Below are 22,851 nucleotides of genomic sequence, written 5' to 3' on the forward strand. Positions count from 1 at the left end.
TTCGTTAGGCGACAGTGAGCGCATCGAGAGTCACTGCCGTCCGCTCTGCAAGATCGTTGATGATCGTCAGATATGTCTGAAAATGGGGTGAGGCGCGATGATCGGCAACGGCAGCGCTGTCGATGTATAGCTCGTCCAGCACGAACCTGGCGGGGTCGGTCTGATCCTGCCACAGGTCGTATCGCAGATTGCCGGGTTCGGCGCGGCTGGCGGCGACCATGGTGTCGAGCAGTTTGCGTAACTCCTCAACCTTGCCTGATCGAGCGGTGAGAATAGCCATTATCTTCACATTGCCCGTCATCGTTGATCTCCTTGGAACTGTGGCGGCGAATGGGGCGGAGCGCCGCAACGCCCCGCCGGTCATCCGGCTTCTCATACAGCCCTGGCGTCGAGCGCGTCGATCAGAGCCTTCGCGATCGGATGGTCCGACCGCGGATTCTGTCCCGTGATCAGTTCGCGGTCGATAATCACATGCGGATCGAAGTCGATCGGCGTGGTGATCACATCTCCGCCGGCCGCATGCAGTGCTTCCGGCATGTCGAAGAACATCTTCGCATGCAGGATTTGATCTTCGACGACTTTCTCCTCGGTGATCGAGAAGATGGTCATCCTGTATCCCGCATAAGGCCACCCTTTGGCGAGCTCTTCCGCCTTCTTCAGGTCGCCGGCGATCAGCGCGGCGCGAAATGCCGGGGCCTGTTCCATCGCAGCGACTACTGCAATCGGGCCGTGGCATAACAGCGCCGTTGGCTTTGCCTTTTCGTGGAAGTGCCGCAATATCTCGCCGACTTCAGCGCTCTGCATCAAATCCACCACCGGTGCCTGGCCGCCCGGTACGAACACGCCTGCAAACTGGTCGAGGCCTTCATTGATCACCTGCCGCAATGTGCGAACATTGGTCATTGACGGGTCGGTATCGAAGAAATTGCGCGCCCTCTCATAAGCGGCCTGATCACCCTCGAAATGTGCGGCCGAGTCCGAAGCAGCATCGATATGTGGCTGGGTGCCGTCAGGCGTAGCGAGCACAATGTCGTATCCGGCGTCGATCAGCGCCATTGCCGGTACGACGGTTTCGTTGAGATACTGTCCGGTGTCACCCCAACCGCCCTGAACCTCGATCCGGGTGGCGTTTGACCCGATCACTAAAACTTTACCCTTGGTCATCTGAACCTCCTTCGCATTTGGCGCCGACCGTTCGGCGATGACCCATAGATGCGCGCATTGAAGGCATTTCAGAACTTTATTTCTTGGATTTTAGATATATCAATGAGAGTATAGCTTATGCGTTACGATCTCAACCTGTTGCCGATTTTCGTCGCATTGATGGATGAGCGCAGCGTCACTCGCGCTGCCGGGCGTCTGGGCATGACGCAGCCGGCCATGTCCAATGCGCTGGCGCGATTGCGCGCCATGCTGCAGGATCAGTTGTTCATCCGCGAGCGATACGGCATTCAGCCGACGCCTATCGCGCTTGAACTGGCGCCGGGGATCGCTGACGCCCTCGCACGCCTCGACGATGCAGTGCTGGGGCAACAGGACTTCGACCCCGCCACCGCCAATCGCCTGATTACCATTGCGCCCAATGGCTATGTCGAATTTGCGCTGGTGCCGGCAATTGTCGCGCGGCTTGCTGAGATCGCACCCGGAATTACGTTGCGGTTGACACCTTATGGCAACGATCTGACCGAAACCGGCGTGGTTTCAGGCACGACCGCCATGGTCCTTGGGCGCATTGCTGACCCGCCTGACAATCTCGTCGTCCAACATTTGATGGACGAGGGTCTGGAATGTGTGGTGCGCAGCGGTCACCCTGAAATAGGTGAAACGATCACCCGTGCGCAATATGAACGGTTGCGCCATGTCAACGTCATGCCGCCTGGCCGCATCCGCGCCGGATTGCATCAGGCGATTGCGCAGCAGGGGCTGAAGCGCGACGTAGCGCTGTCAGTAACCAATTTTTTTGCCGTCGCAGAGATGATTGCAGTCACCGATTATTGCACGACCCTGCCGCGCCTTATCTGCCGCCGCTTGAGCCATGATCCGCGATTTAGGATCATGCCGGCACCGGTCGATCTTGGCACTTTTCCAGTCGAGATGGCTTGGCACGCTCGATATCGCCACGATCCCGCACATCGTTGGTTGCGAGGGTTGATATTGGACGTCGTTCGTCAGATTTCCAGGGAGTAGGCGGCCCGGCGTCCGGCTAGTTGGCGTTGACCAGATTGAAGTTGGTAGATCTTGCGCACGTCAAAGCATCTACCGTTGCCTTGCGTGCCTTTTGGGCAAGAAGATAATTCCCTTAACCCTTCATCATCAATTCTGGAAATTATTGGTGACCCCTACGGGCACCCGGTAGTCATAGCAAGGTATTGATTTAACGTCGGTTCTCGCTTCCGACCTTCGATTAATACCATCACAAGTGCCAACTGTCCATTGGGATCGAGCGGGCTTGAATGGCATTGTTGGAGATAGCGCTTCATCAGTGGATGTGCCGGAAACGCCTGGTTGTCGCGAAATGATCGGAAAGGCCCAGTGCCTTTCACCTGATTGTCGTACAGCGATAGAATGGCCAGCTCTAAACGGTTGCGGAAGGTCGGGTTCCGGTTGGCCATTGGGCGATAGCCGCCGGTCTTCTTTAGGGGCTGGCGATCGGTCGCGAGGTGAAATAGCTGCCTGCCTGCCATCGACCAATTGCAGACCTTTGAATCCATGCTATCCATCCTGCATGAGACAGGTCGGCAAGGCCCTATCAGCAACTTTAGTCGCTTTGGCTTTAGCCTCATCTGCGGAGGCTTGCCGCGTAGTTCGATCACCTGAGCAGCGTATCGCCAGCGCATATGCAGACAACGCGAACTTACAAGTCGCGCTCGTTACCATAACTGGCGCTCATCACTTATCATTTCCGATGCCGCTGGGCCGACGCATCTCGGAAAGCGAGCGACCGTGGCGCGTTACAGCGTTTGTTGCGCGTCTCATAACCCGCGAACAATCTCCGGAGCTTATCATTTTTGACCGGAACTGGGAGAGTTCTATGTGCGATGATGGAACAAAGATGCCGAAAAGGGGCGACGAATGGATCGTTTATTACCTTGCTGACCACTTGGGGCGGGTAAGCATCCTTGAAACCTACCCATTGTCTGTTGCACGGCGCAGCGATCTTCGACTGGCTGCCAACGTCCGATAACCACCTGTCATCGGTCGTGCAATTCTCCGCAAAAGTGGGCTTTGAAAATTCCCTAGTTGGTGGCCCCTTCATCTCATTCTGCCGGGGCTAGCCCCGGCAGAATGAGATGAGCCGACATTGTCCTCATCTCCTTTGCAGACACGGAGACGGGGCCGATGATCCGACTTGGAGAATTGATGATGATCCTCGAACTACATCGGCAGGGCGTATCGATATCCGCCATTGCCCGACGCACTGGTCGCGACCCCAAAACCATCCGAAAATATATCGAACGGGGCATCGAGGCCCCGGTTTACGGCCCTCGCATGCTGGGGCGACCGAACAAACTGGCACCCTATCTGGAATTTTTGCGTGAGCGAGTGACGGCCTTTCCCGATCTGACGGCGGCGCGTCTGACGCGGGAAATCCGTGAGCTGGGGTATATGGGCGCCTATACCGCGGTAAAGCGGTTCCTGGCAGCGATCCGGCCGGAAAACGGCCCTAAGCCCTTTGAGGTTCGGTTCGAGACGCCGCCTGGCGTGCAGGCACAGGTCGACTTTGCCCGGTTCGTCGTCGAATTTACCGATGAGCCCGGCGTCAGCCGGATCGTCTGGCTGTTCAGCCTGGTGCTGGGACATTCGCGCTTCCTGTTTGCGCGCTACGTCATGCATCAGGATCTCCAAAGCCTGTTGCGCTGTCATATGCAGGCCTTTGAAGCGCTCGGCGGCGTCCCGATCGAGATCCTCTACGATCGCATGAAAACCGCTGTGACCGGGGAAGACGATCAGGGCCACATCATCTACAATCGATCATTGCTGGCTCTGGCCGGGCATTATCGCTTCGTGCCGCGCGCCTGCCGTCCCTATCGGGCCAAGACCAAGGGAAAGGTCGAGCGGCCATTCAGCTATATCCGCAAAGACTTCTTCCTGGGCCGGAGCTTCCGCAATCTGGACGATCTCAATGTCCAGCTGATCGACTGGCTCGATACCGTCGCCAACGTCCGTGTCCACGGCACGACGCAGCGGATTATTGCTGAAGCCTTCGCCGCCGAGCAGCCTGAGTTGCAGCTGCTTCCGGCGGGCCGCTTTGACGCTGTTCTGAAGCTGGAGCGCCGCGTCAGCCACGATGGGATGGTCTCGGTCGGCGGCAATTACTACAGCGTTCCCGATCGCACCCGGCGCGTCGTCGAAATCCAGCAGTTGCCCGACAAGATCCGGATCGTAGACCTGGGCCAGGTCATTGCCGAGCACCCGGTTCTTGAGGGGCGCCGACAGTACAGGATCGATCCTACGCATCGGACAGGCGGCAGCGGCGCCAAGCGCCGTATCCATGGCAAAGAGGTAATCGCCATCGGTCGTATAGGCCAGCATGTCGCTGTGCGCTCCCTGGCCATCTATCAGGCGATCGGCAGCCAACTGGCGCGGGGAGAACGGCCATGAACCATGGGGGTGCCGCATCCCGCGTCGATAATATCCGCCGCAGCCTGGTCCATCTTAAAATGCCACGCGCCCTGGAGATGCTCGACGCCACCCTGCGCGGCATAGAGCAGGGCAAAATCGATGGCATCGAGGCCATCGACATATTGCTGAACGAAGAACTGTCGCTCCGGGAGAACCGCAGGATCAAGGCGGCCCTGCGCATGGCAAGGCTGCCGATCATCAAGACTCTGGACGGATATGACTTCTCCTTCCAGCCATCGCTCGACCGGAACCGCATCCTGGCGCTCGCTGGCCTGGACTTCATCAACCGGGCCGAGGTGGTGCATCTGTTGGGTCCTCCCGGTACCGGGAAAAGCCATATCGCCACTGCCCTTGCTGTCGAGGCCGTGAAGGCGGGCAAGAGCGTCTACTTCATCCCGCTCGCCGATCTGATCGCTTCACTGACCAAGGCGGAACGGGAGGGCACGCTGCGCGAGAGGATCCGCTTCCTATGCCGATCCTCCCTGCTCGTCGTAGATGAGATCGGGTATCTTCCCGTCACGCCCGGGGGCGGCAATCTCTTCTTCCAGCTCGTCAACGCCCGATATGAAAAGGGTGCCATGATCCTGACGTCCAACCGCGGCTTCGCCGAATGGGGTGATGTCTTTGGCGATCCGGTGGTGGCCACCGCGCTGCTCGACCGCCTTCTTCACCACGCTGTCGTCATCCAGATCGAGGGCTCCAGCTATCGCATGCGACAGCACGCCGACCTCCTGCCCGAGCATGCGCGCATGGCAACGTCCATCAACCCACCGCCCTTGCCGAAACGGCGCGGCCGCCCGCCAGCAAAGGAAAAGCCCGATCTCCATCACGGCTGATCACCGAAACAAACCCTCCCGCCAAACTAGGGAATTTTAGATGCCCACTTTTGCGGAATCTTCGGCGCCCGTTGACACCACCCATCCGCGCCACTGCTGCATCCGATTGCGTGCGGAAATAAACCTGACTGACAGCGCTGAAGCAATTCGCCAGACGCGTCAGCCGTCTAAATCGCCGGGATGGGTGGGAAGAGGACTGTCCTCTGTGGATGGCTCCCGCGTTGCAAGTGAAAAGTGATTATCTGGCGTTTCGTCGGGTGCAGTCGTCTGTCCGGCCTGTTGATGCAGTCGGTGTAGACTGCTGGCCCTGATGGGGTCCGCGAACAAGGTCCGATCGGCTTTGCAGGCTATTACGCCTAGGACAGTCCTTGGGTTGTCCTTGTTCCCGGTCCGACCGGTTTTGCCATCACATCCTTCGCTCTCACAACCTCGTGAAGCTGAACTCCTCAGCTAACTCTTGATCTATGCTGCCGCCAGCATCGGCGCATGTCCGCGTTCGAAGACGCCGCCACGCGCCATGACCGCCCATGCGATCCGCGCCATCTTGTTAGCGATGGCGACCGAGGCGACGCGCGCCGGCTTTCTGGCGAGCAGAGCGACGAAGCGCGGATCGACCGTGCCGGGTTTCTGCTTAGCGTATCGGACCAGCGCGGTCGCGCCAACAACCAGGAGCTGCCGCAGATATCTGTCGCCCATCTTTGTAATGCGCCCCAGGCGTTCTTTGCCGCCACTCGAACTCTGCCGCGGGGTCAGCCCCAGCCAGGCGGCGAACTCGCGCCCTGACGAGAACTGGCCTGGATCGGTCACCGACGCGGCAAGCGCGGTCGCGCCGATCGGCCCGATACCAGGGATCGTCGCCAGGCGCCGGGCCCGCTCGTCGCTCCGCTGCAAGGCGGCGAGACGCAGGTCGAGCTTGCGCAACTGGGCGTGAAGCTGGAGCAGTTGCCCTGCCAGCATTGCGACGACGTTCGCCGCTTCGGGCGGCAAGTCGAGCTCGGACTCCCCGACGACGATCTCCCGCGCCATCTGCAGTGCCTTCACGATCCCGACTGGGATGGCGGTGCCCAGCTCGGCAAGCACGCTGCGCATCATGTTGACCAGCTGCGTGCGCTGTTTGATCAACAGCTGGCGCACGCGGTGCAGTGACAATGCCGCCTGCTGCTCGCGCGACTTGATGGGCACGAACCGCATCGTCTGACGTGTAACCGCTTCGCAGATCGCCTCAGCATCGGCGGCGTCGTTCTTTCCGCGCTTTACGTAAGGCTTCACGTAAGCCGCCGGCATCAGCCGAACCTCGTGACCCAGCTTGGTCAGCTCGCGCGCCCAATGATGCGAGGTCCCGCAGGCCTCGGCGCCTATCAGGCACGGCGGCAGCTTCTCGAAGAACGCTAGCATCTGCGATCGTCGCAGCGCCTTGCGAATGACGACCTCACCGGTCGCACTGATACCGTGAACCTGAAAAACGTTCTTGGCCAAATCGAGGCCGATCGTGCTAATCTCCATGACGGGTGGCTCCTTCTCGGGTTGCATGACAGCAAACCCATCTTGGCACTTAGATGCCGTGAGCGGGAGCCATCCACCTCATCCGCTTCGGAGCCGTTCATCTGGCAAAGCGGACATTCATAATATATCATAGCTTGGTGCAACTAAGCATCCCTCATCCCCCGCGTTGGCGGGTAGCCACCGCGTTCTTGATGGTTCCGGCGCTTGCTGCCCTTTCAATCGCGATTGCCATGCCTCTCTATAGCGGGCTTCCATCGATGACGGAGCGGATATGGAAATCTGCACTGGTATATGGCGTTGTCGGAGCATACCCTCCCACGATTATATTGGGCATCCCGGCTTATTTTGTCCTTCGTAAGCATTTCACACCACGCTGGACTTGTAACGGTTTTGTGCCGGTCACCTATCTCATTATGCCACCTTGGCTTCGAACGCGAGCGGGCTGATGCCGCCTAGATATGAATGGCGGCGACGGGTGTTGTAGAAGCCATTGATGTACTGAAAGATGGCGGCTTCTGCCTGACGCCGCGTCGGCCAGCTCTGCCGCCAGATGAGTTCCGCCTTCAGGGATTTGAAGAAGGTCTCGACGGACGCATTGTCGTAGCAATTTCCCTTGCCGCTCATTGATGGACGCAGGCCATAGGCCTGCAGCTTTTTCTGATAGTCGTAGGAGCAATATTGGCTACCGCGATCCGAATGGAAAAGGCAGCCCTCGGGAGGCTGGCGCAGGCGCACCGCCATATCCAGCGCCCTGATCGCCAGGTCTTTCTTCATCCTGTCGCTGACTGCCCAGCCTACGACGCGACGGCTATGCAGATCGAGAATGACGGCAAGGTAGAGCCAGCCTTCGGACGTCCAGATATAGGTGATGTCGCCGGCCCATTTACGGTTGGGCGCATCTGCGGCAAAATCGCCGTCCAGCCAGTTCGCTGCGACACCCAGGCGATGGTGGCTGTCAGTCGTAACCTTGTGCTTGCGCGTGCGGACTGGCTTGATCCCGTTGATCTTCATCAGCCGCCCGACCCGGCGCTCGCCAACATCGAGCCCTACCTCCTTCAACTCCATCGTCATGCGAGGACGGCCGTAGCTGCCAAGGCTCAGCCTGTACTGTTCCCGGATATGGGCCAGCACTTTCATATCTGTCCGCTCCCGCCTGCTGATCGGGCGCGAGCGCCAGGAACGATAGCCGCGTTCACTGACATCCATGACACGGCAGAGCAGTTCAACGGGCCACCGGTGCCGCCAGCTATGCACAAATGCGAACTTCACGGCCTTTGGCTCGCGAAGAACTGCGTGGCCTTTTTTAGCACTTCCCTCTCCTCCCGCAGCACACGGTTCTCAAGGCGAAGGCGTTCATTCTCACGCGCCAGATCTGCCTGCGGCGCTGAAACCAGATCACTGGGCCGATACTGCGATACCCACTTGCCCAGCGTCGACTTCCCTATCCCCAAATCCGATGCAACCCGATCGCGCGGCAACCCGCTGGTCAGCGCGATCCGTACCGCCTCTTGCTTGAACTCTTCTGTATGCTTGATCATCTCGTCGGTCTCCTGTTGCGAGCTCTAATCGCTCAGGTGACCGGCGCAAAACCGTTACAAGTCCAGAGGACTATGACGGTTTTGCCGAACAGCTCGCTGCCATCGGTCGCCCCATCGTTGTCGGGTTTGAGGCAACCGGCAACTATCACCGGACCCTCGCGCACCGCCTGCTGACCGCAGGGTTCGAGCTGCGCCTCATGTCATCGGTTGCCTTGGCCCGAACCCGCGAGGCGTTGCACAACGGCTGGGACAAGAACGATTCGAAGGACGCGCAGGTCATTCTGCACATGCTCCGCATTGGCGCTACCCAGCGCTATGTCGATCCGCTCGCCGCCGGCATCAACGATCTTCAGGAGCTGTCGAAGACCCACGAGGTCGTTTCCAAGATGAAGACCCAGACCTGGCATCGGATCCTGACCCATTACCTGCCGCTCTATTTCCCCGAGATCGCCCGCTTCGCGGGCAACAGCCGGTCGGACTGGTTCCTCGCGCTGATCGAGCGGTTCCCAACCCCGGCCAGTATCACCGCGCTTCATCGGGAAGCCTTCTCAGCGGAGGCATGGCCACTGATCGGGCGTAAGGTCTCCAAGGCCCGGCTGATCAACGATGTATACGAGACCGCCTGCAGTTCTGCAGCGTTGCCGGTGCCCGAGGACTCGGTCGCGATCACCATGTTTCGCATGGTCATCGCGCAAGGTCGCAGCCTCATCCACCAGCGCGACGAGATCGAACGGCTCGCCCATGCCCGGCTCGCAGAGCATGTCGATTACCTGCTGCTGCGCAATATCCCCGGCATCGGACCGATCAACGCACTGACGATCCTGGCTGAGGCAGGCGACCTTCGCCGCTTTAACCATCACCGCCCGTTCCTCAAGTTCTGCGGCCTCGATCTCGCAACCTGCCAGTCCGGCACGTTCCGCGGTCGCACGAAACTATCCAAGTACGGCAATGCGCGATTGCGTCGTACATTCTGGATGGCCGCCCAGGTAGCCGCGCGTCAGCGCGACAACAGCTTCCGCGACAAGCTCGGACGATATACCGCCGGGCACGCGGACGATGCCGATCGCCGCCGCAAGGCGATGACGGCGCTCACCGCCAAGATGGCGCGCGTGGCTCACGCCGTCGTCAAGGCGGGGACAGAGTACCGGCCGTTCCTCGAACGGTCGGATGCCAGGTGGAAGGACCCCTCTCTGCAAGTGCCGTGAGGGCGCGAAAGCGACCCTGTAGATAATGTTCGGGCCTTCCACCCGGGTGCGTATCTCGTTTTAAGGACGGTGAGGACCACGGCTGCTTCGGCACCGATGGATCCTGTGTTTGCTATGGCAGGGAGCGATCCCGTTGACGGTGGAAGCCATCTGGCTCACAATGCATGCAGCGCCGACCGGTGTCGGCGCATAGATGTCTGCTGGCCAAAACCCGCCGCTGCTTCCCGACATAGGACGTTATCCACGCGTATCGCCTTGGGCGTGCCCCGGACCGATGCGATCCGGTCCATCGCCTCCACAACCTGTTCACCCTTGATGCCCTGATCGACGTCGATTGCCAGAGCTTCCCGGGTATAAGCGTCGACAACGGTCAGGGCACGCAGACGTCGGCCATCGAACAAGGCGTTGGGGACGGATCCATCGACCACAGCTCGTTGGGCGCCAGGGCCGCCGGCTGCCGTTCACGCTGGGCAGCGCCGACATGCCGGTGTGGCCGCTTGAGCCGTAAACTCAGGCCATCCTCACGATAAAGCCGGTAAACCCGCTTGTGATTCACCGCCCAGCCTTCGCGGCGAAGCACGATGTAGATCCTGAAATAGCCGTACCGCATCCGGGCCTGCGCGATATCCCGGATGCGCATGATCAAAGGCGTCTGATCGGCTCGAACCGACCGGTATCTTACGCTCCCGTCGATCAAAGGTCAGCACCGCGCAACTGCGCCGCTCGCTGACCGCATGACGCGACTGAACATACGGGACGATCTCGCGCTGCCGAGCAGGCCCCAGACTTTTTTTGAGAGCACGTCCTGCAGGATGTGCTTGTCCAGGCTCAGGTCCGCCACCAGCTGCTTCAGCTTCCGGTTTTCCTCCTCGAGCTGCTTCAAACGTCGCAACTCGCCAACGCCAAGCCCGCCGTACAACTTCTTCCAGCGGTAGAATGTCTGCTCAGAGATTCCCATCTGCGGATCACCTCAGCTATCCTTCCCATCGCCACGGAGACTCCCGCCGCTAACGTCGGACTGCGCAGCTACTGGTCGGTGAACACGCATCTTTGTGGGGTCACATGGGGCGTGGAAGACCTGCCAGCCGCGATCGGCGCAGCGCGTGCGAGAGGCGGATGGCCGCTACATACCGCCGCTGGAAAAGGTACGCAGCCCCACGCTCCTTGCCGCGCACGCTGCGAGTATTCTAGCTATTGAGACCGTCTACCCGCGTATTGAGGAGGTCGAAGGACTTGCCGGCTATGTCGCGCCGGCAAGCGGGGACCGGTTTACCGGCATGATGGCTATCGATCTCGCGCAGGTGGCGGCGATCAATATGGGCTTTGCGCTGAGGAACGTCGAACTCTGCCCTGTCCGGGCGCTGATGGTCGCTTTCGCCGCCAATGCCGTCGCGGGGGCATTGAAGCTCGATGGCAAGATGATCGACCAGCCCCATCTCGTGCTGGCTCAACGGATACTTGATCAAGCGAGCTAAAGCGCATATCCGGAAGCCCGAAGCCAAAAAATTTTGCTCTTGGTTCGCCTTCCTCGGCACTGTCACCTGTTCCGCGTAGCACTGTCGGCCCAATTTCCAACGATCCCGACGATACCTGGCGAAGTCCCTTGACAAACTACAACAAAAAAACCTACCACAGAGTATATTTATAATATCAGTGGGCAGTTTAGGGTGAGCAATATGGCTGAGGCTGGCGGGCAGAAACTGATGCCGCAATTTGACGTTGTCGTGATAGGCGGTGGTCTGGCAGGCATGTATCAGCTGTACAAACTGAGGGGTTTGGGTCTCGCGGTTCAGGGCTTCGAGGCCGGAGGTGATGTGGGCGGAACCTGGTATTGGAACAGATATCCTGGGTGCCGCCTCGACTCTGAAAGTTATACCTATAGCTATTCATTTATCGATGAGCTGCTCGAAGAATGGAATTGGTCCGAGCATTTCGCGACTCAGCCGGAAATTCTCCAATATTTGAAGCTAGCCGCGGACAAGATGGATATCCGGAAGAACTATCGGTTCAATAGCCGTTGCGCGAAGGCGGAATATATTGAGGACGATCAAATTTGGCAAGTCACGCTCGAAGAGGGCGATGTCATCAGCTGTCGTTTCCTGATCAGCGCGGTTGGGCCCCTGTCTGCGCCCACATATCCCAAGATCGACGGTATATCAGATTTTCAGGGCGAGTCTTATCACACCTATTTCTGGCCGCACGAGGACGATGGACCTGCAGGCCGCAAGATTGATTTCGCAGGCAAGCGGGTCGCCGTGATCGGCACCGGCGCAACCGGCATTCAGGTCATTCAGGAAGTGGCCAAGCAAGCCCAGGAGCTGGAGACCCGCAAAAACCGGGTAATTTCGGGCTGGCGTGATGACGTCGAGGCTGCGCGGCGCACCAAGGGCATCGTTCGGACCGATTTCCAAGATACCTGGCGTTGATTTCGCCGTTTTTGCCGGCTTGCAGACAGAGTCAGCCTGCGGTTTCTCGGCGCTCGTGGAAGATCAGGCGATTGAAGTTGTAGGCCAGGTTGCAAAGGGTCAGTTTCGCCTCAGCGCGGGCCAGGCCGATGGTGCGGATAAACAGGTTGAACCGGTTCTTCTGATGCGCAAAGACATGCTCAACATGCGCACGGATGGAGGATTTGACGGCATTGGCCCGTGCGGTTGCCTTCGACATCGGCTTGCCCATGGGTTTGCGCCGATGAATTCGGGACGTGAGCATCTGATCCGACAACCACTTCTCGTTGCGCTTGGATCGATAGGCACTGTCAGCCCAGACCTCGGAACTGGTATTGTCCGTGCTGACGACCTGCCGGAGAAGACGCCCGTCCGCTGCTGACGCCGAAGTCACCGCCATGCCTCGGATGAAGCCGAAGCGTCGGTCGATGCTGATGTGGGATTTGTAGCCGAAGACCGGCAGGGCGATCATGGGGAGCGGCGTCCCATCCGCCCGATACCGGACCTTCCCGCCGACTTTGAGAGTCCAGCGGGCGTCGGTATCTTTCTGCGCTGCCTTGTTCGGTTCGTCCGGCCAGATATCCCTGGCGCTCTTGCCCGACTTGATCGCTTCGCGTTCGCCCTCGGTGTTCCGCTGTCTTGGCGCAGGCACCAGCGAGGCATCCACGATCTGCCCGGACATCGGGATGTAGCCCTTCTTCTGGAGTTGCCAGTCAAAGGCCTTCATCACACGCTTGAGCGTTCCCGTCTCGGTCAGGCGATTGCGAAAATGCCGGATCGTGTTCTCGTCCGGCGTTCGATCCCCGAGCGACAGCCCCAGAAACCGCAGCCAACTAAGCCGATCCCGGATCATGAATTCCATCCGAGCGTCTGACAGATTATGCTGCGCCTGCAGGATCAGCGCCTTGAACATCATCACCGGATCGAATGGTGGGCGGCCGCCTTTGCTACCATCGCCATAGCCAAGCCCTTCAACCAGCCACGCCCGGAAATACTCGAAATCCACTGTCTCCTGCAAAACCTCGAGCGGATCGCCTTCCTTGCTCAATGCATCAAGGTGTTCGCTCAAACTGAACAGAGACTTGGGATCCATAGCTCACTCCGTGATCGCGCGCCTTCAATGAATCACCATAGCCGTCCAAACGCTACCGGTTTTTGCGGGTCTCCAGCTGTTCGTTTTTCAGCGCAGCCCTAACTGGGCAGCGCCTTTGCTGAACAGCAAGATAACCTCCGAAGAAATGGAAACTATCAAACAATCCTACACTGAAATTTTTGAGAAGTGTAATAATAGTCAGACCGGGCATCAATATCGGACAGTCAAGCAATCTACGATCGAAGTCCCCGCGGAACAGCGCAAAGAGTTTTGGGAAAAGCTATATGCGGAGCCCGGCTACGCAATCTGGATAGGAAATTACAAAGACGTCCTACTGGACAAGCAGGCCAATAATTTGATTTCCGAATTCATCGCAGGAAAGATAAGGGAGCGCGTTACCGACCCGGACACAGCCGAAAAGCTGATCCCTAAAAATCACGGTTTCGGCCTGAAGCGCCTGCCCCTGGAAGACAATTATTACGAACTCTATAATCGCGACAATGTCCATCTAGTAGATATAAAATCAAACCCAATCACGCGCGTTACTGCGACTGGTATCGATACGGTCGAGGCGGCATATGACCTGGACGTAATAGTATATGCTACGGGCTTCGATGCCGTTACTGGAAGCTTGCTGCGTATGGATATAGTCGGAAAGAACGGGGTAAAACTCAAAGATGTCTGGTCCGATGGGCCCCAGACCTATCTGGGCTTGCAAGTGCGCGGCTTCCCCAATTTCTTCACGGTTCTAGGACCGCATAACGGCGCGACGTTCTGCAACATTCCGCGATGTGCCGAATCTCAGATCAACTGGCTCACGGATATGTTCCGGTTCATCAGAGACAATGATGTTCAGGTCGTCGAGCCATCCTTGGAGGCGCAGGAAAACTGGACCGAACTTGTCTATGAGACAGCCGCTAAAACATTGTTTCCACAAGTCAATTCCTGGTTCAATGGCGACAATAGCAACGTCAGCGGCCGGAAAAGGACGTTCCTGCTCTGGGCTGGCGGGAATCTTTCCTATCGCGACAAGTGTAACCAGGTCCGTGATGATGGATATGAAGGTTTCCTCATGGGATACCGGCGGGCCAAGTAACGGTAATGCGGCGGGCGATGTCGCTTCGGCTCGTGCCTCGCCTGCCGCGCACAGCAGTGCCACAACCCTTGGGAATGATTGGGGAGAGGGCGTCCCACTATTTGGCGACCCAGCCTCCGTCGATGACCAGGCTCGTGCCGGTGACGAATTTCGCTTCGTCCGAAGCCAGATATACCGCGCCCATGGCGATGTCGCTGACCTCCCCGATCTGGCCGAGCACCGAATAATCGCGCATTCCCTGCCAGGCGGTTTCGGCTGGCATGATCCCTTCGCGCACGAAACCCTCCACCGCCGCTTCGAGCATCGAGGTACGGATGCAGCCCGGGAAAATTGCGTTCACTCGGATTGAAAAGCCATGCTGCGCCCATTCAACGGCAAGCGCCCTGGCCATATGACCGACGCCTGCCTTGGAAACGCTGTACGCGACCTCGTCGCCCAAGCCGATCAAGCCGGCCACCGACGCGATGTTGATGACCGATGCTGGCGCCTCGGGACTCCCGGCGGAGCGCAGGAGAGGAAGCAACGCCTTGCATCCCAGCAGGGGGCCTTCGAGGTTGACGGCGAACTGCAGCCGAATCTCCTGCGCCGACATTTTTTCGAGTGGCTTTACGACCACCAGACCCGCGTTGTTGATGAGGATATCTAGGCGCCTATGGCGCTCTTCGATCTGCCTTGCGACATCGGACCAGGCCTGTTCGCTCGTCACATCAAGCGGAACGGCCTCGCCACCGATCTCCTGCGCAACCGATTGTAGTCCCTCCAGCTTAATGTCGGCTAGAATGAGCGTTGCCCCTTCGGCTGCCATGGCCCGAGCTATGCCCTGTCCGATGCCGCCCGCCGCGCCAGTCACGAGCGCGATTTTGTTGGTCAGCCGAGCCATTGCACCTCTCCTATGTGTTATAGCGGGTCGAGCCCATATTTTCGCAGCTACGGCCCTGTGTGCAGCGCGCTGTATGGGCACGGAAATGCCATCTTTTCCTACATCTCTCGACCGCTTTATGGAATTTTTTCTACTAGACAGTATTATCTTGACGTCAACAGTAATCTTCTTCTAACTTGCGATACAGGTCGTGGGCGCCCTCATGTCGGCTACCCAAAACGATAGGGTTTAACAGCTGCCCCAAGCGGCACGCGCAAGTGGAGAGTATGATGCGGGTTGGTTATATGTTGATGCTCGCCAATCAGCACGAAGGCATGTCCGATGCGGAAATGGTCCGTGAAGAGATGCGCGTTGCTGAGAAGGCCGAAGCCTGGGGATATGACGCGATCTGGTGCCCTGAGCACCATTTTGAAGATTATTCCATGTCGGTCGACAATCTTCAGATCCTGACGTGGCTTGCTGCCCGCACCAGTACTATCCAGTTGGGAAGCGGAGCGCTCATCTTGCCTTGGTGGTCGCAACCTGTCCGGATCGCAGAGCGAATTGCCATGCTCGACGCGATGTGCAATGGCCGTTACATATGCGGCTTCGGACGTGGCCTTGCGCGGCGGGAATTTGAGGCTTTCGGCGTGCCGATCGACGAGTCGCGCGGTCGCTTCGATGAGATGGCGCCCATGCTGATCAATGCCTTGGAGACAGGCTTCATCGAAGGGGATGGCCCCTATTTCCCGCAGATCCGTACTGAAATCCGTCCGCGCATGGAAAAGGGGCTCAAGGATAGATTCTATTGCGTCGCCATGTCCCCGGATTCGGCCAAGGCCATTGCCGCTCTGGACACGCGGATGATGAGCTTCGTTCAGTTCAAGATGGAGAAATTGCTGCCGAATATCGAAATATTCCGCACGGAATTTCAGAAGAACCACAACCGGAACGCTCCGCCACCGCTGCTTGTCGATGATTGCTATTGCAATGAAGATGAAGGACGCGCCGAAGAGGTTGTAAGGCAGTATTTGTCGGCTAAATATATCTCGATTCTTCAGCACTACGAATTTATGGCCGATTATCACAAAGAGCTGAAAGGCTATGAAGCGTATGGCGAATCGGCACGTTTTCTAAACGACCTTGGCCTTGAAGGGGCAGTTGCCGACTATATTTCGCATCAGGCTTGCGGTACGCCACAGCAGATACTTGACAAGCTCGATAAGCGCCGGGACATCATCGGCGAATTCGAATGGATCAGCATCGGCAGCTTCGGCGGGATGCCTTATGACATGGTCGAGGACAGCCTGGCTCTCTTGTCGACCAAGGTCATGCCGGAACTGAAGACCTGGTAATTCGCACAGCTCTCATCCTATCATGGCCCAGCGTTCAGAACCTAAAAAAGTCAAGGAGAGCTACAATGGCTAGAGCCGCCGTACTGATCGCCGAGGGCGTCGTGGAGGCACGAGAAGTGCCGATTTTCGAGCCCGAGGCGGGCGGTTTGTTGCTCAGGGTGGTGCTGGGCGGCGTCTGCGGAACCGACCTTCATATGATCCACCGCCTGGCGAACGAGTTTCCGTTGCCGATCATTCTTGGTCATGAGGGCGTTGGCCAGATCGAGAAGCTCGGCGACCGCATGGACAGGGATTCGGCCGGTGAACCGGTCAAGGTCGGAGATCTCGTTTATTGGTCGCCAATGGTCGCGTGTAATCAGTGCTACACATGCACGATACTCGAGAGCAGCCCTTGTACGGAGGCGGCACACTTTGCCGAAGCCGACCAGCCAAGCTGGTGCTCTCACGCCGATTATGCATGGTTGCCCCGGGGCATGTCGTTTTTCAAGGTTCCCGAAGGCGCATCGATCGACGCCATCATGGCGCTGGGCTGCGCCTTGCCTACAGCGGTGGGCAGTATCGACGTCGCGGGCGCGATCAAGTTCGGGGAAACAGTCGTAGTTCAGGGGGCAGGCCCGGTCGGACTTGCGGCAACGCTGGTTGCGCATGTATCGGGGGCGCGCGAGATCATCGTGATCGATAACAATGACATGCGGCTTGAACGCGCCAAGCAACTCGGCGCTACCGCCACGCTATCGCTGGATGCTTTGTCGCCTGATGAACGCAAGGCGGCCGTCATGGATGTTTGCGGACGTACGGGTCCCAATATGGTCGTGGAAGCTGCAGGATCGTTGCCCGCCTTTCCTGAAGGCATTTTCCTCGGCGGCCACAATGGGCGCTACTGCGTCGCTGGTCTGTGGGGCGCTGCCGGTGAGATTCCTACTACGCCGCGTGAGCTGGTCCTTAAGAATTTTACCGTTCGCGGTTCGATGGCGCCGAGACCCAAATATTACTATCACGCGCTCCACCTCGCTGCCCGAATGGCCGACAAGCTGCCGCTCGCGGAGTTGATCACCCATCGATTCGGAATCGGTCAGGCCGCGGACGCCTATCGCGCGGTACAGAGCGGAGAAGCCGTCAAGGTCGTCATCGATCCGTCGATCCCCTGACGCCGTTCTGGCCCTTTTTGACGTGATAAGAATCTGGAGCTTATGTGGATGCCCCAACATTTGAGCCTTGAGGCGAGAACCGTTCCAAACTTGCTCCGAGCGGCAGCCCTTCGCAGGCCGGATGCGCCTTTCCTGCATTTTCGGGGCGCAAGCTGGACTTTTGGGGAAGTGGACCGGAAGGCCAGCCAGTTTGCGCATTTTCTGGGTACGCTGAATGTCAGAGCGGGCGACAAGGTAGCCATTTTCCTGCCAAACGCCCCGGAATGGATATTCGCCTGGCTGGGCTGCGCCAAAGCCAACGTTATCTATGTCCCGATCAATACGGAGTATAACGGGGATATATTGGCGCACCAGCTTGGTAAGGCGGAGGTTGCGGCGATCGTCGTTGCCGGAGAATTTGTCGGAAGAATTCTTCACGTCCGCGACCGATTGCCAACGTTGCGGACATTGATCGAGGTCGATGACGAGGGGCAGGGCCTTGACGGCGGCGATCTCGTTCGGGTGGCTTTCGCCGACATGGATGCGAGCCCTGATACCGATGTCGTGGTGCCGGTGGCGCATTATGACCCGCATGCGATAGCGTTCACGTCGGGCACGACCGGGCCTTCAAAGGGAGCGCTGGCGCCGCACTGCCACGCCGTCACTTTCGCGCTGGATACGGCTCGCACGATGAGCCTTCAGGAAGGCGAGAAAATCTACAATAGCGGCATGCCGCTCTTTCATTCGCTCGCATCGTGGATGGGGCTTTTGCCTGCGCTCATCACATGCTCCGAATATATGTTGCTGGAGAAATTCTCCGCGTCGCGCTTCTGGCCTGAAGTCCATTCGTTCGGCGCTACCGTCGCACTGGGCGTTTTCACGCTGCCGCCCATCCTGATGAAGCAGCCGCCACGCGGAGACGATGGGCGCGTAATGCTGAGGCGTTTCATTGTCACGCAGCATAATGAGGATTTTGAGCGGCGCTATAATGGCTGCCGATTGCTCAATACCTATGGGCAGACCGAAACAGGCTGCGTCACGCTAACCCCGTACGGCGAACCGCCGAGGCCCGGATCGTGCGGGCGGGTCAACGAAGAAACATTCGAGGTGAGGATCGTCGATGATCACGACAACGAGTGTCCGATCGGTACGCCAGGCGAGATCACCGTGCGGCCCAAGCTGCCCTACGTGATGATGTCCGAATATTACAACATGCCCGCAGAGACCAATGCCGCATTCCGTAACCTCTGGTTCCACACTGGCGACAGGGGCAAAATGGATGAAGACGGATATATGTATTTCGTCGATCGCAAGAAGGACGCGATGCGGCGGCGGGGTGAGAATATCTCGTCTTACGAAATTGAGAGCGTGATCAATCGGCACGAGGCCGTGCTCGAATGCGCGGTGGTCGCCGTGCCCAGCCCCTTTGGCGAGGATGATCTGAAGGCCGTTGTCATCGTAAAGCCTGGGGAGACTATCTCCCATCTGGAACTGTGGGCCTTCTTCGAGGATAATATGCCGCGCTTCTGGATACCCAGATATATTGAATTCCGGGACGGCCTTCCCAAAACGCCAAATCAGAAGGTACTCAAATATCAGATAAGAGAGCAGGGCATATTGGGCGATTGTATGGATCGCGAAGCGCTATCCGCGTCGATCGAGGCGTAGGGTAATGGGCAGCAATGGAGCCGCACCCGTCGCCATCGTCGGCGTCGGCGAGACACGCTATACCAAGTGGGGCGGCATTACCGACAAGAGCCAGTTCGAACTTGCCTGCGAGGCAATATTGAACGCGCTGGCCGATGCCGGGTTAAGCCCGAAGGATGTCGATGGCTTCGCATCTTATTCCAACGATGCCAACGAAGCCAATTTGATGCAGGTGGCTCTCGGTATCCCGCTCATGCGATACACCGGGATGGTGTGGGGCGGCGGCGGCGGCGGCTCGTGCGGCGCTGTTTCATTGGGTGTCTCGGCAATCCGATCCGGACAGGCGCGCACGGTCGTTGCCTATCGCGGGCTTGCCCAGGGACAGACCCGTCGTTTTGGAAAGGCAAATGCGGCAAGGGTCCATAATAATTTCACTATGCCCTTTGGCCTGCTTGCTCCGCCACAGATGCTGGCGTTGATAGTCCAGCGCCACATGCACCTTTACGGGACGACGAGCGAGCATCTCGCCGAAGTAGCGATCTCGACCCGGCTCAACGCCAATCGCAATCCGCGTGCGGTGATGCATGACCGCCTGTTGACGATTGAAGATTATTTCGCATCGAGGATGATTTCCGATCCGCTGCGTCTCTACGACTGCTGCCTTGAAAGCGATGGCGCCTGCGCGGTTGTGCTGACGTCGGGCGATCATGCGCGGGATCTTCGCAAGCAGCCCGTGACCGTGCTCGCGGCCGGGCAGGGCAGCGGACCGGGGTGGGGCAGTGGTCCACTGGGCAGTCACAACATGCCGAACGAAGATTATGCGACTACCAACAGTGTCGCACTCGCGAAGGAACTGTTTGAGCATGCCGGCGTAACGCCGGCCGATATCGACGTCGCGCAGATTTACGACCATTTCTCCGGCATGGTGATTATAGCGCTCGAAGATTATGGCTTCTGTCCTCGCGGTTCCGGCGGCGATTTTGTCGCGGACGGCAATATTCGCTGGGAGGGTGGAAGCCTCCCCATCAACACGGCAGGCGGCAATCACTCCGAAGCCTATATTCATGGGTTCAACCATATTGCGGAGGGTGTCAGGCAGTTGCGCGGTGAGTCCACGAGCCAGGTGGCTGATGCGAAACTCTGTCTGGTGACGGGCGGCCTTGGCGTCGCGCCGACCACCGGCCTTATCCTGGGGAAAGCATGATGACATATTTGCCAGGAGACGCCTTCCATCCCATTCCCATTTTCGAAGATCGCGATTTTTGGGCATATTGCGCGAAGCAGGAATTGCGGTTCCAGGCGTGTGCCGCATGCGGCGCGTTGCGCCATCCGCCGACGCCTGTGTGTTGGAACTGCCATTCAACTGCGGTCGAGTGGAGACTCGCGCCGACGCGTGCAGTCGTCTTCAGCTTTACGATCGTGCACCATGCGGCCGATGACCGCATCCGGGACTCCCTTCCCTATGTGGTCATAGTTGCGGAGTTCCCCGATTACGGGCCGGTGAAACTGGTATCGAACCTCCTAGCCGATCCCTCAATGGTCCACATCGGTATGATCGTCGAATTGATCTGGGAACCGGCAGCAGACGGCATGTTTCTGCCGCGCTTCGTTCGTGTCGGGAAAGGCGATCCCGAAGCGGGAGCGGGACAATGGTGACCGCGGGCGAGCTTACTGAATTTGCGAGCGGGCTACAATTTCCCGAAGGCCCGATTGCGCTCGACGACGGGAGTCTTCTTGTTGTTGAGATTGCCCGGGGCACGTTGAGCCGGATCACCCCGGGTGGCGCCATACAGATTATCGCTCAGCTTGGCGGTGGCCCCAATGGCGCGGCGCTTGGGCCCGATGGCAGATGCTATCTCTGCAATAATGGCGGTGTGGCTTTCCAGCAGGGCAAGGGCAGATATATTCCAGTCGGTCCGGCGCCGGATCATGCGGGAGGGTGGATCGAGGCGGTCGACCTGACGACCGGTAAAGCGGAGCGTCTGTATGACACCTGCGATGGACATCGCCTCGTGGCGCCCAATGACATCGTATTCGACGCTACGGGCGGCTTCTGGTTTACAGATCTCGGTACAACGCATGGCCGCGACCGGCGAAGTGATCCCGGCGCATTGTATTATGCGGCGGCCGACGGTTCTTCGATCAGCCAGGCGATATTTCCCCTCGACGGCCCCAATGGCGTGGGGCTTTCGCCTGACGGCACAGGTCTATATGTTGCGGAATCCAACACCGGGCGATTGTGGGCGTTCGGTGTGGAAGCCCCCGGCAAGCTGAAGAACTATGCCGGCATGCCGCCTTGGAAGCGCGGAAATCTCCTATGGACGCCGGGATATTATGCGATGTTCGATTCGCTCGCGGTTGACGATGAAGGTTTCATCTATGTAGCCGATATTCCCTATGGCGGCTTGAGTGTCGTGTCGCCGCAAGGCGTGCTCGTTGAGCAGATTGCGACGGGTGACGAATTGACGACCAATATCTGTTTTGGCGCAGTGCAGCGGGACACCATTTTTATCACGTTGTCCTCGACCGGAAGGATTGCTTTCGGGAAATCCAAAAGAAAAGGACTGCGGTTGCACTGGACTGCCTGAGGCGTGATCCAGCCAGAACGGCGCCGCGCCGGTATAGGAGATTGGTATGTCGAATCTTGAAGAGCGCATTCAAAAGATAGAGGACAGATTTGCGATTGAGGATCTGGTTTCCCGCTATTTCGTGGCATCGGACGATAATGACTTCGAGGTGCTCGAAGATAGTTTCGCCAAGGACGGCATCTTTACCGGACCGGGATTCTCGGGAGGATCGAACAGGGCGGAAGTGATGGAGTTCGTCCGCGCCTTTCGCGCCAATGTCGGGCAAACGGTGCATGCGCTGAATTCTGTGACGGTCGAATTTTTGGATGCCGACAGGGCAACTGGCGTTGTCGGAGCGCATATTGAGCTTTCCATGGGCGGCCGCACTTTGTTTGGGGCTTTTCGCTACTATGACGACTATGTCCGGGAAGAAGGGCGTTGGCGATTTGCGCGTCGCGAGTTGCTCACTGTTCATGTCGGGCGATGGGAAGATATCGGCACATCGCTGACTTGCGAGAACAGCGTAAGGTGGCCCGGCAGTGAACCCTTGAAGTCTCATTTTCCAAGGGAGCGCTGAAGTGTGTTCTGCTCGACCTAGACGGCAACTTAGTTACCCGGCAACGGCCCGTTACGCAGCCTTGCGCGTCGGCACAGATGCGGAAAGCTACCGCAAAACCGGGGTGCGGTATCTAGATACCTAACATCGTGGCTGCGATTTACTGCAGGTTATATTCTCGGGGATCAACGCGCGGCCGACACACTCATGACAAGAAAAAAATACCATTTGGTATATTGACGATAGTAGACGTAAGTATTTATACGACGGAAGCGTCTTGCCGCCGAGGTAAAGGGTCGGGTGGGCTTGGGCCGGTTAGCGGACCTTATACCATAACTGATCTGGTCGATCCGCGTTGTGATCGGATCGGGAGGCAGAGGTGCCTTCTGTGATTTGCAAGCA

At 58.4% G+C, this 22,851-nt stretch carries 20 protein-coding genes and 2 pseudogenes; 14 read left to right on the forward strand and 8 right to left on the reverse strand.

What is annotated here, in order from left to right; translation table 11 throughout:
• Positions 1-4: 4 nt before the first annotated feature.
• Positions 5-301 (reverse strand): putative quinol monooxygenase, encoded by a 297-nt coding sequence (locus tag KFK14_RS05165; RefSeq protein WP_212610127.1) that lies wholly within the window; start codon positions 299-301, stop codon positions 5-7.
• Between the two features lie 71 nt (positions 302-372).
• The gene (locus KFK14_RS05170) at positions 373-1,164 is read right to left on the reverse strand and encodes a type 1 glutamine amidotransferase domain-containing protein (protein WP_212610128.1); all 792 of its coding nucleotides are present in this window, start codon (positions 1,162-1,164) and stop codon (positions 373-375) included.
• A 117-nt stretch (positions 1,165-1,281) separates the two neighbouring features.
• Here KFK14_RS05170 and KFK14_RS05175 point away from each other — a divergent pair, with 117 nt between their 5' ends.
• The gene (locus tag KFK14_RS05175; RefSeq protein WP_212610129.1) at positions 1,282-2,187 is read left to right on the forward strand and encodes a LysR family transcriptional regulator; all 906 of its coding nucleotides are present in this window, start codon (positions 1,282-1,284) and stop codon (positions 2,185-2,187) included.
• Positions 2,188-2,339: 152 nt separating this feature from the next.
• Here the strand turns inward: KFK14_RS05175 and KFK14_RS05180 are convergent, their stop codons facing one another.
• On the reverse strand, positions 2,340-2,711 hold the full coding sequence (locus tag KFK14_RS05180) for a hypothetical protein (RefSeq protein WP_212610130.1): 372 nt from the start codon (positions 2,709-2,711) through the stop codon (positions 2,340-2,342).
• Positions 2,712-3,339: 628 nt separating this feature from the next.
• On the opposite strand from KFK14_RS05180, the gene istA reads away from it, so the two are divergent.
• Together istA and istB are read left to right on the forward strand one after the other, a co-directional pair.
• Positions 3,340-4,602 (forward strand): IS21 family transposase, encoded by a 1,263-nt coding sequence (istA, locus tag KFK14_RS05185; RefSeq protein WP_212608199.1) that lies wholly within the window; start codon positions 3,340-3,342, stop codon positions 4,600-4,602.
• On the forward strand, positions 4,599-5,459 hold the full coding sequence (gene istB, locus KFK14_RS05190; RefSeq protein WP_212608198.1) for an IS21-like element helper ATPase IstB: 861 nt from the start codon (positions 4,599-4,601) through the stop codon (positions 5,457-5,459). Before istA ends, istB begins: the two co-directional genes overlap by 4 nt.
• A gap of 462 nt (positions 5,460-5,921) precedes the next feature.
• Here istB and KFK14_RS05195 read toward each other — a convergent pair whose 3' ends face one another.
• The gene (locus tag KFK14_RS05195) at positions 5,922-6,962 is read right to left on the reverse strand and encodes an IS110 family RNA-guided transposase (protein ID WP_212610131.1); all 1,041 of its coding nucleotides are present in this window, start codon (positions 6,960-6,962) and stop codon (positions 5,922-5,924) included.
• Positions 6,963-7,373: 411 nt separating this feature from the next.
• Positions 7,374-8,500, reverse strand: a protein-coding gene (locus tag KFK14_RS05200; RefSeq protein ID WP_115288562.1) for an IS3 family transposase whose coding sequence is annotated in 2 segments (ribosomal slippage) — positions 7,374-8,269 and positions 8,269-8,500 — 1,128 coding nt in all. Because the reading frame shifts where the segments join, the coding sequence is not laid out codon by codon here.
• 32 nt (positions 8,501-8,532) lie between these two features.
• On the opposite strand from KFK14_RS05200, the pseudogene KFK14_RS05205 reads away from it, so the two are divergent.
• Positions 8,533-9,727, forward strand: a pseudogene (locus tag KFK14_RS05205) (IS110 family RNA-guided transposase); the annotation flags it as partial.
• A gap of 214 nt (positions 9,728-9,941) precedes the next feature.
• On the opposite strand, the pseudogene KFK14_RS05210 reads toward KFK14_RS05205, so the two are convergent.
• A pseudogene (locus KFK14_RS05210) lies at positions 9,942-10,666 on the reverse strand (IS3 family transposase); the annotation flags it as partial.
• 142 nt (positions 10,667-10,808) lie between these two features.
• Here KFK14_RS05210 and KFK14_RS05215 point away from each other — a divergent pair.
• Positions 10,809-11,180 (forward strand): hypothetical protein, encoded by a 372-nt coding sequence (locus KFK14_RS05215; RefSeq protein ID WP_212610132.1) that lies wholly within the window; start codon positions 10,809-10,811, stop codon positions 11,178-11,180.
• A 201-nt stretch (positions 11,181-11,381) separates the two neighbouring features.
• Positions 11,382-12,131, forward strand: coding sequence for a flavin-containing monooxygenase (locus tag KFK14_RS05220; RefSeq protein WP_212610133.1), 750 nt, complete (start codon positions 11,382-11,384; stop codon positions 12,129-12,131).
• Between the two features lie 31 nt (positions 12,132-12,162).
• Here KFK14_RS05220 and KFK14_RS05225 read toward each other — a convergent pair whose 3' ends face one another.
• On the reverse strand, positions 12,163-13,242 hold the full coding sequence (locus KFK14_RS05225; protein ID WP_099186151.1) for a transposase: 1,080 nt from the start codon (positions 13,240-13,242) through the stop codon (positions 12,163-12,165).
• 115 nt (positions 13,243-13,357) lie between these two features.
• Between KFK14_RS05225 and KFK14_RS05230 the strand changes: the two genes are divergently transcribed.
• Positions 13,358-14,338 (forward strand): NAD(P)/FAD-dependent oxidoreductase, encoded by a 981-nt coding sequence (locus tag KFK14_RS05230; protein ID WP_212610134.1) that lies wholly within the window; start codon positions 13,358-13,360, stop codon positions 14,336-14,338.
• Positions 14,339-14,435: 97 nt separating this feature from the next.
• Here the strand turns inward: KFK14_RS05230 and KFK14_RS05235 are convergent, their stop codons facing one another.
• Positions 14,436-15,218, reverse strand: a complete 783-nt coding sequence (locus KFK14_RS05235) for an SDR family NAD(P)-dependent oxidoreductase (protein WP_212610135.1) — start codon at positions 15,216-15,218, stop codon at positions 14,436-14,438.
• A gap of 266 nt (positions 15,219-15,484) precedes the next feature.
• On the opposite strand from KFK14_RS05235, the gene KFK14_RS05240 reads away from it, so the two are divergent.
• The 7 genes from KFK14_RS05240 to KFK14_RS05270 all read left to right on the forward strand — a co-directional run bounded on the left by KFK14_RS05240 (position 15,485) and on the right by KFK14_RS05270 (position 22,470).
• A complete protein-coding gene (locus KFK14_RS05240; RefSeq protein WP_212610136.1) occupies positions 15,485-16,552 on the forward strand; it encodes an LLM class flavin-dependent oxidoreductase in 1,068 nt (355 codons plus the stop codon).
• A 65-nt stretch (positions 16,553-16,617) separates the two neighbouring features.
• A complete protein-coding gene (locus tag KFK14_RS05245) occupies positions 16,618-17,700 on the forward strand; it encodes a zinc-binding dehydrogenase (protein WP_212610137.1) in 1,083 nt (360 codons plus the stop codon).
• Between the two features lie 48 nt (positions 17,701-17,748).
• Complete coding sequence (locus tag KFK14_RS05250) at positions 17,749-19,347, forward strand: AMP-binding protein (protein WP_246524900.1); 1,599 nt, start codon at positions 17,749-17,751, stop codon at positions 19,345-19,347.
• 4 nt (positions 19,348-19,351) lie between these two features.
• Entirely contained in the window at positions 19,352-20,530 is a 1,179-nt protein-coding gene (locus tag KFK14_RS05255) for a thiolase C-terminal domain-containing protein (protein ID WP_212610139.1), read from the forward strand.
• A complete protein-coding gene (locus KFK14_RS05260; protein ID WP_212610140.1) occupies positions 20,527-20,982 on the forward strand; it encodes a Zn-ribbon domain-containing OB-fold protein in 456 nt (151 codons plus the stop codon). Before KFK14_RS05255 ends, KFK14_RS05260 begins: the two co-directional genes overlap by 4 nt.
• Entirely contained in the window at positions 20,976-21,914 is a 939-nt protein-coding gene (locus KFK14_RS05265; protein WP_212610141.1) for an SMP-30/gluconolactonase/LRE family protein, read from the forward strand. Before KFK14_RS05260 ends, KFK14_RS05265 begins: the two co-directional genes overlap by 7 nt.
• 46 nt (positions 21,915-21,960) lie before the next feature.
• Complete coding sequence (locus KFK14_RS05270; RefSeq protein WP_212610142.1) at positions 21,961-22,470, forward strand: nuclear transport factor 2 family protein; 510 nt, start codon at positions 21,961-21,963, stop codon at positions 22,468-22,470.
• Positions 22,471-22,851 lie beyond the last annotated feature (381 nt).

The sequence above is a fragment of the Sphingobium phenoxybenzoativorans genome (genome assembly GCF_018286635.1).
Taxonomy (GTDB): Bacteria; Pseudomonadota; Alphaproteobacteria; order Sphingomonadales; family Sphingomonadaceae; genus Sphingobium; species Sphingobium phenoxybenzoativorans.

Bases quoted from the DNA above. Each gene is read 5' to 3' on its own strand.
- KFK14_RS05165 (WP_212610127.1), bottom strand. From the start codon at position 301: ATGACGGGCAATGTGAAGATAATGGCTATTCTCACCGCTCGATCAGGC.
- KFK14_RS05240 (WP_212610136.1), top strand. From the start codon at position 15,485: ATGATGCGGGTTGGTTATATGTTGATGCTCGCCAATCAGCACGAAGGC.
- istB (WP_212608198.1), top strand. From the start codon at position 4,599: ATGAACCATGGGGGTGCCGCATCCCGCGTCGATAATATCCGCCGCAGC.
- KFK14_RS05265 (WP_212610141.1), top strand. From the start codon at position 20,976: ATGGTGACCGCGGGCGAGCTTACTGAATTTGCGAGCGGGCTACAATTT.
- KFK14_RS05245 (WP_212610137.1), top strand. From the start codon at position 16,618: ATGGCTAGAGCCGCCGTACTGATCGCCGAGGGCGTCGTGGAGGCACGA.
- KFK14_RS05175 (WP_212610129.1), top strand. From the start codon at position 1,282: ATGCGTTACGATCTCAACCTGTTGCCGATTTTCGTCGCATTGATGGAT.
- istA (WP_212608199.1), top strand. From the start codon at position 3,340: ATGATCCGACTTGGAGAATTGATGATGATCCTCGAACTACATCGGCAG.
- KFK14_RS05260 (WP_212610140.1), top strand. From the start codon at position 20,527: ATGATGACATATTTGCCAGGAGACGCCTTCCATCCCATTCCCATTTTC.
- KFK14_RS05250 (WP_246524900.1), top strand. From the start codon at position 17,749: ATGCCCCAACATTTGAGCCTTGAGGCGAGAACCGTTCCAAACTTGCTC.
- KFK14_RS05235 (WP_212610135.1), bottom strand. From the start codon at position 15,218: ATGGCTCGGCTGACCAACAAAATCGCGCTCGTGACTGGCGCGGCGGGC.
- KFK14_RS05270 (WP_212610142.1), top strand. From the start codon at position 21,961: ATGTCGAATCTTGAAGAGCGCATTCAAAAGATAGAGGACAGATTTGCG.
- KFK14_RS05180 (WP_212610130.1), bottom strand. From the start codon at position 2,711: ATGGATTCAAAGGTCTGCAATTGGTCGATGGCAGGCAGGCAGCTATTT.
- KFK14_RS05225 (WP_099186151.1), bottom strand. From the start codon at position 13,242: ATGGATCCCAAGTCTCTGTTCAGTTTGAGCGAACACCTTGATGCATTG.
- KFK14_RS05170 (WP_212610128.1), bottom strand. From the start codon at position 1,164: ATGACCAAGGGTAAAGTTTTAGTGATCGGGTCAAACGCCACCCGGATC.
- KFK14_RS05220 (WP_212610133.1), top strand. From the start codon at position 11,382: ATGGCTGAGGCTGGCGGGCAGAAACTGATGCCGCAATTTGACGTTGTC.
- KFK14_RS05255 (WP_212610139.1), top strand. From the start codon at position 19,352: ATGGGCAGCAATGGAGCCGCACCCGTCGCCATCGTCGGCGTCGGCGAG.
- KFK14_RS05195 (WP_212610131.1), bottom strand. From the start codon at position 6,962: ATGGAGATTAGCACGATCGGCCTCGATTTGGCCAAGAACGTTTTTCAG.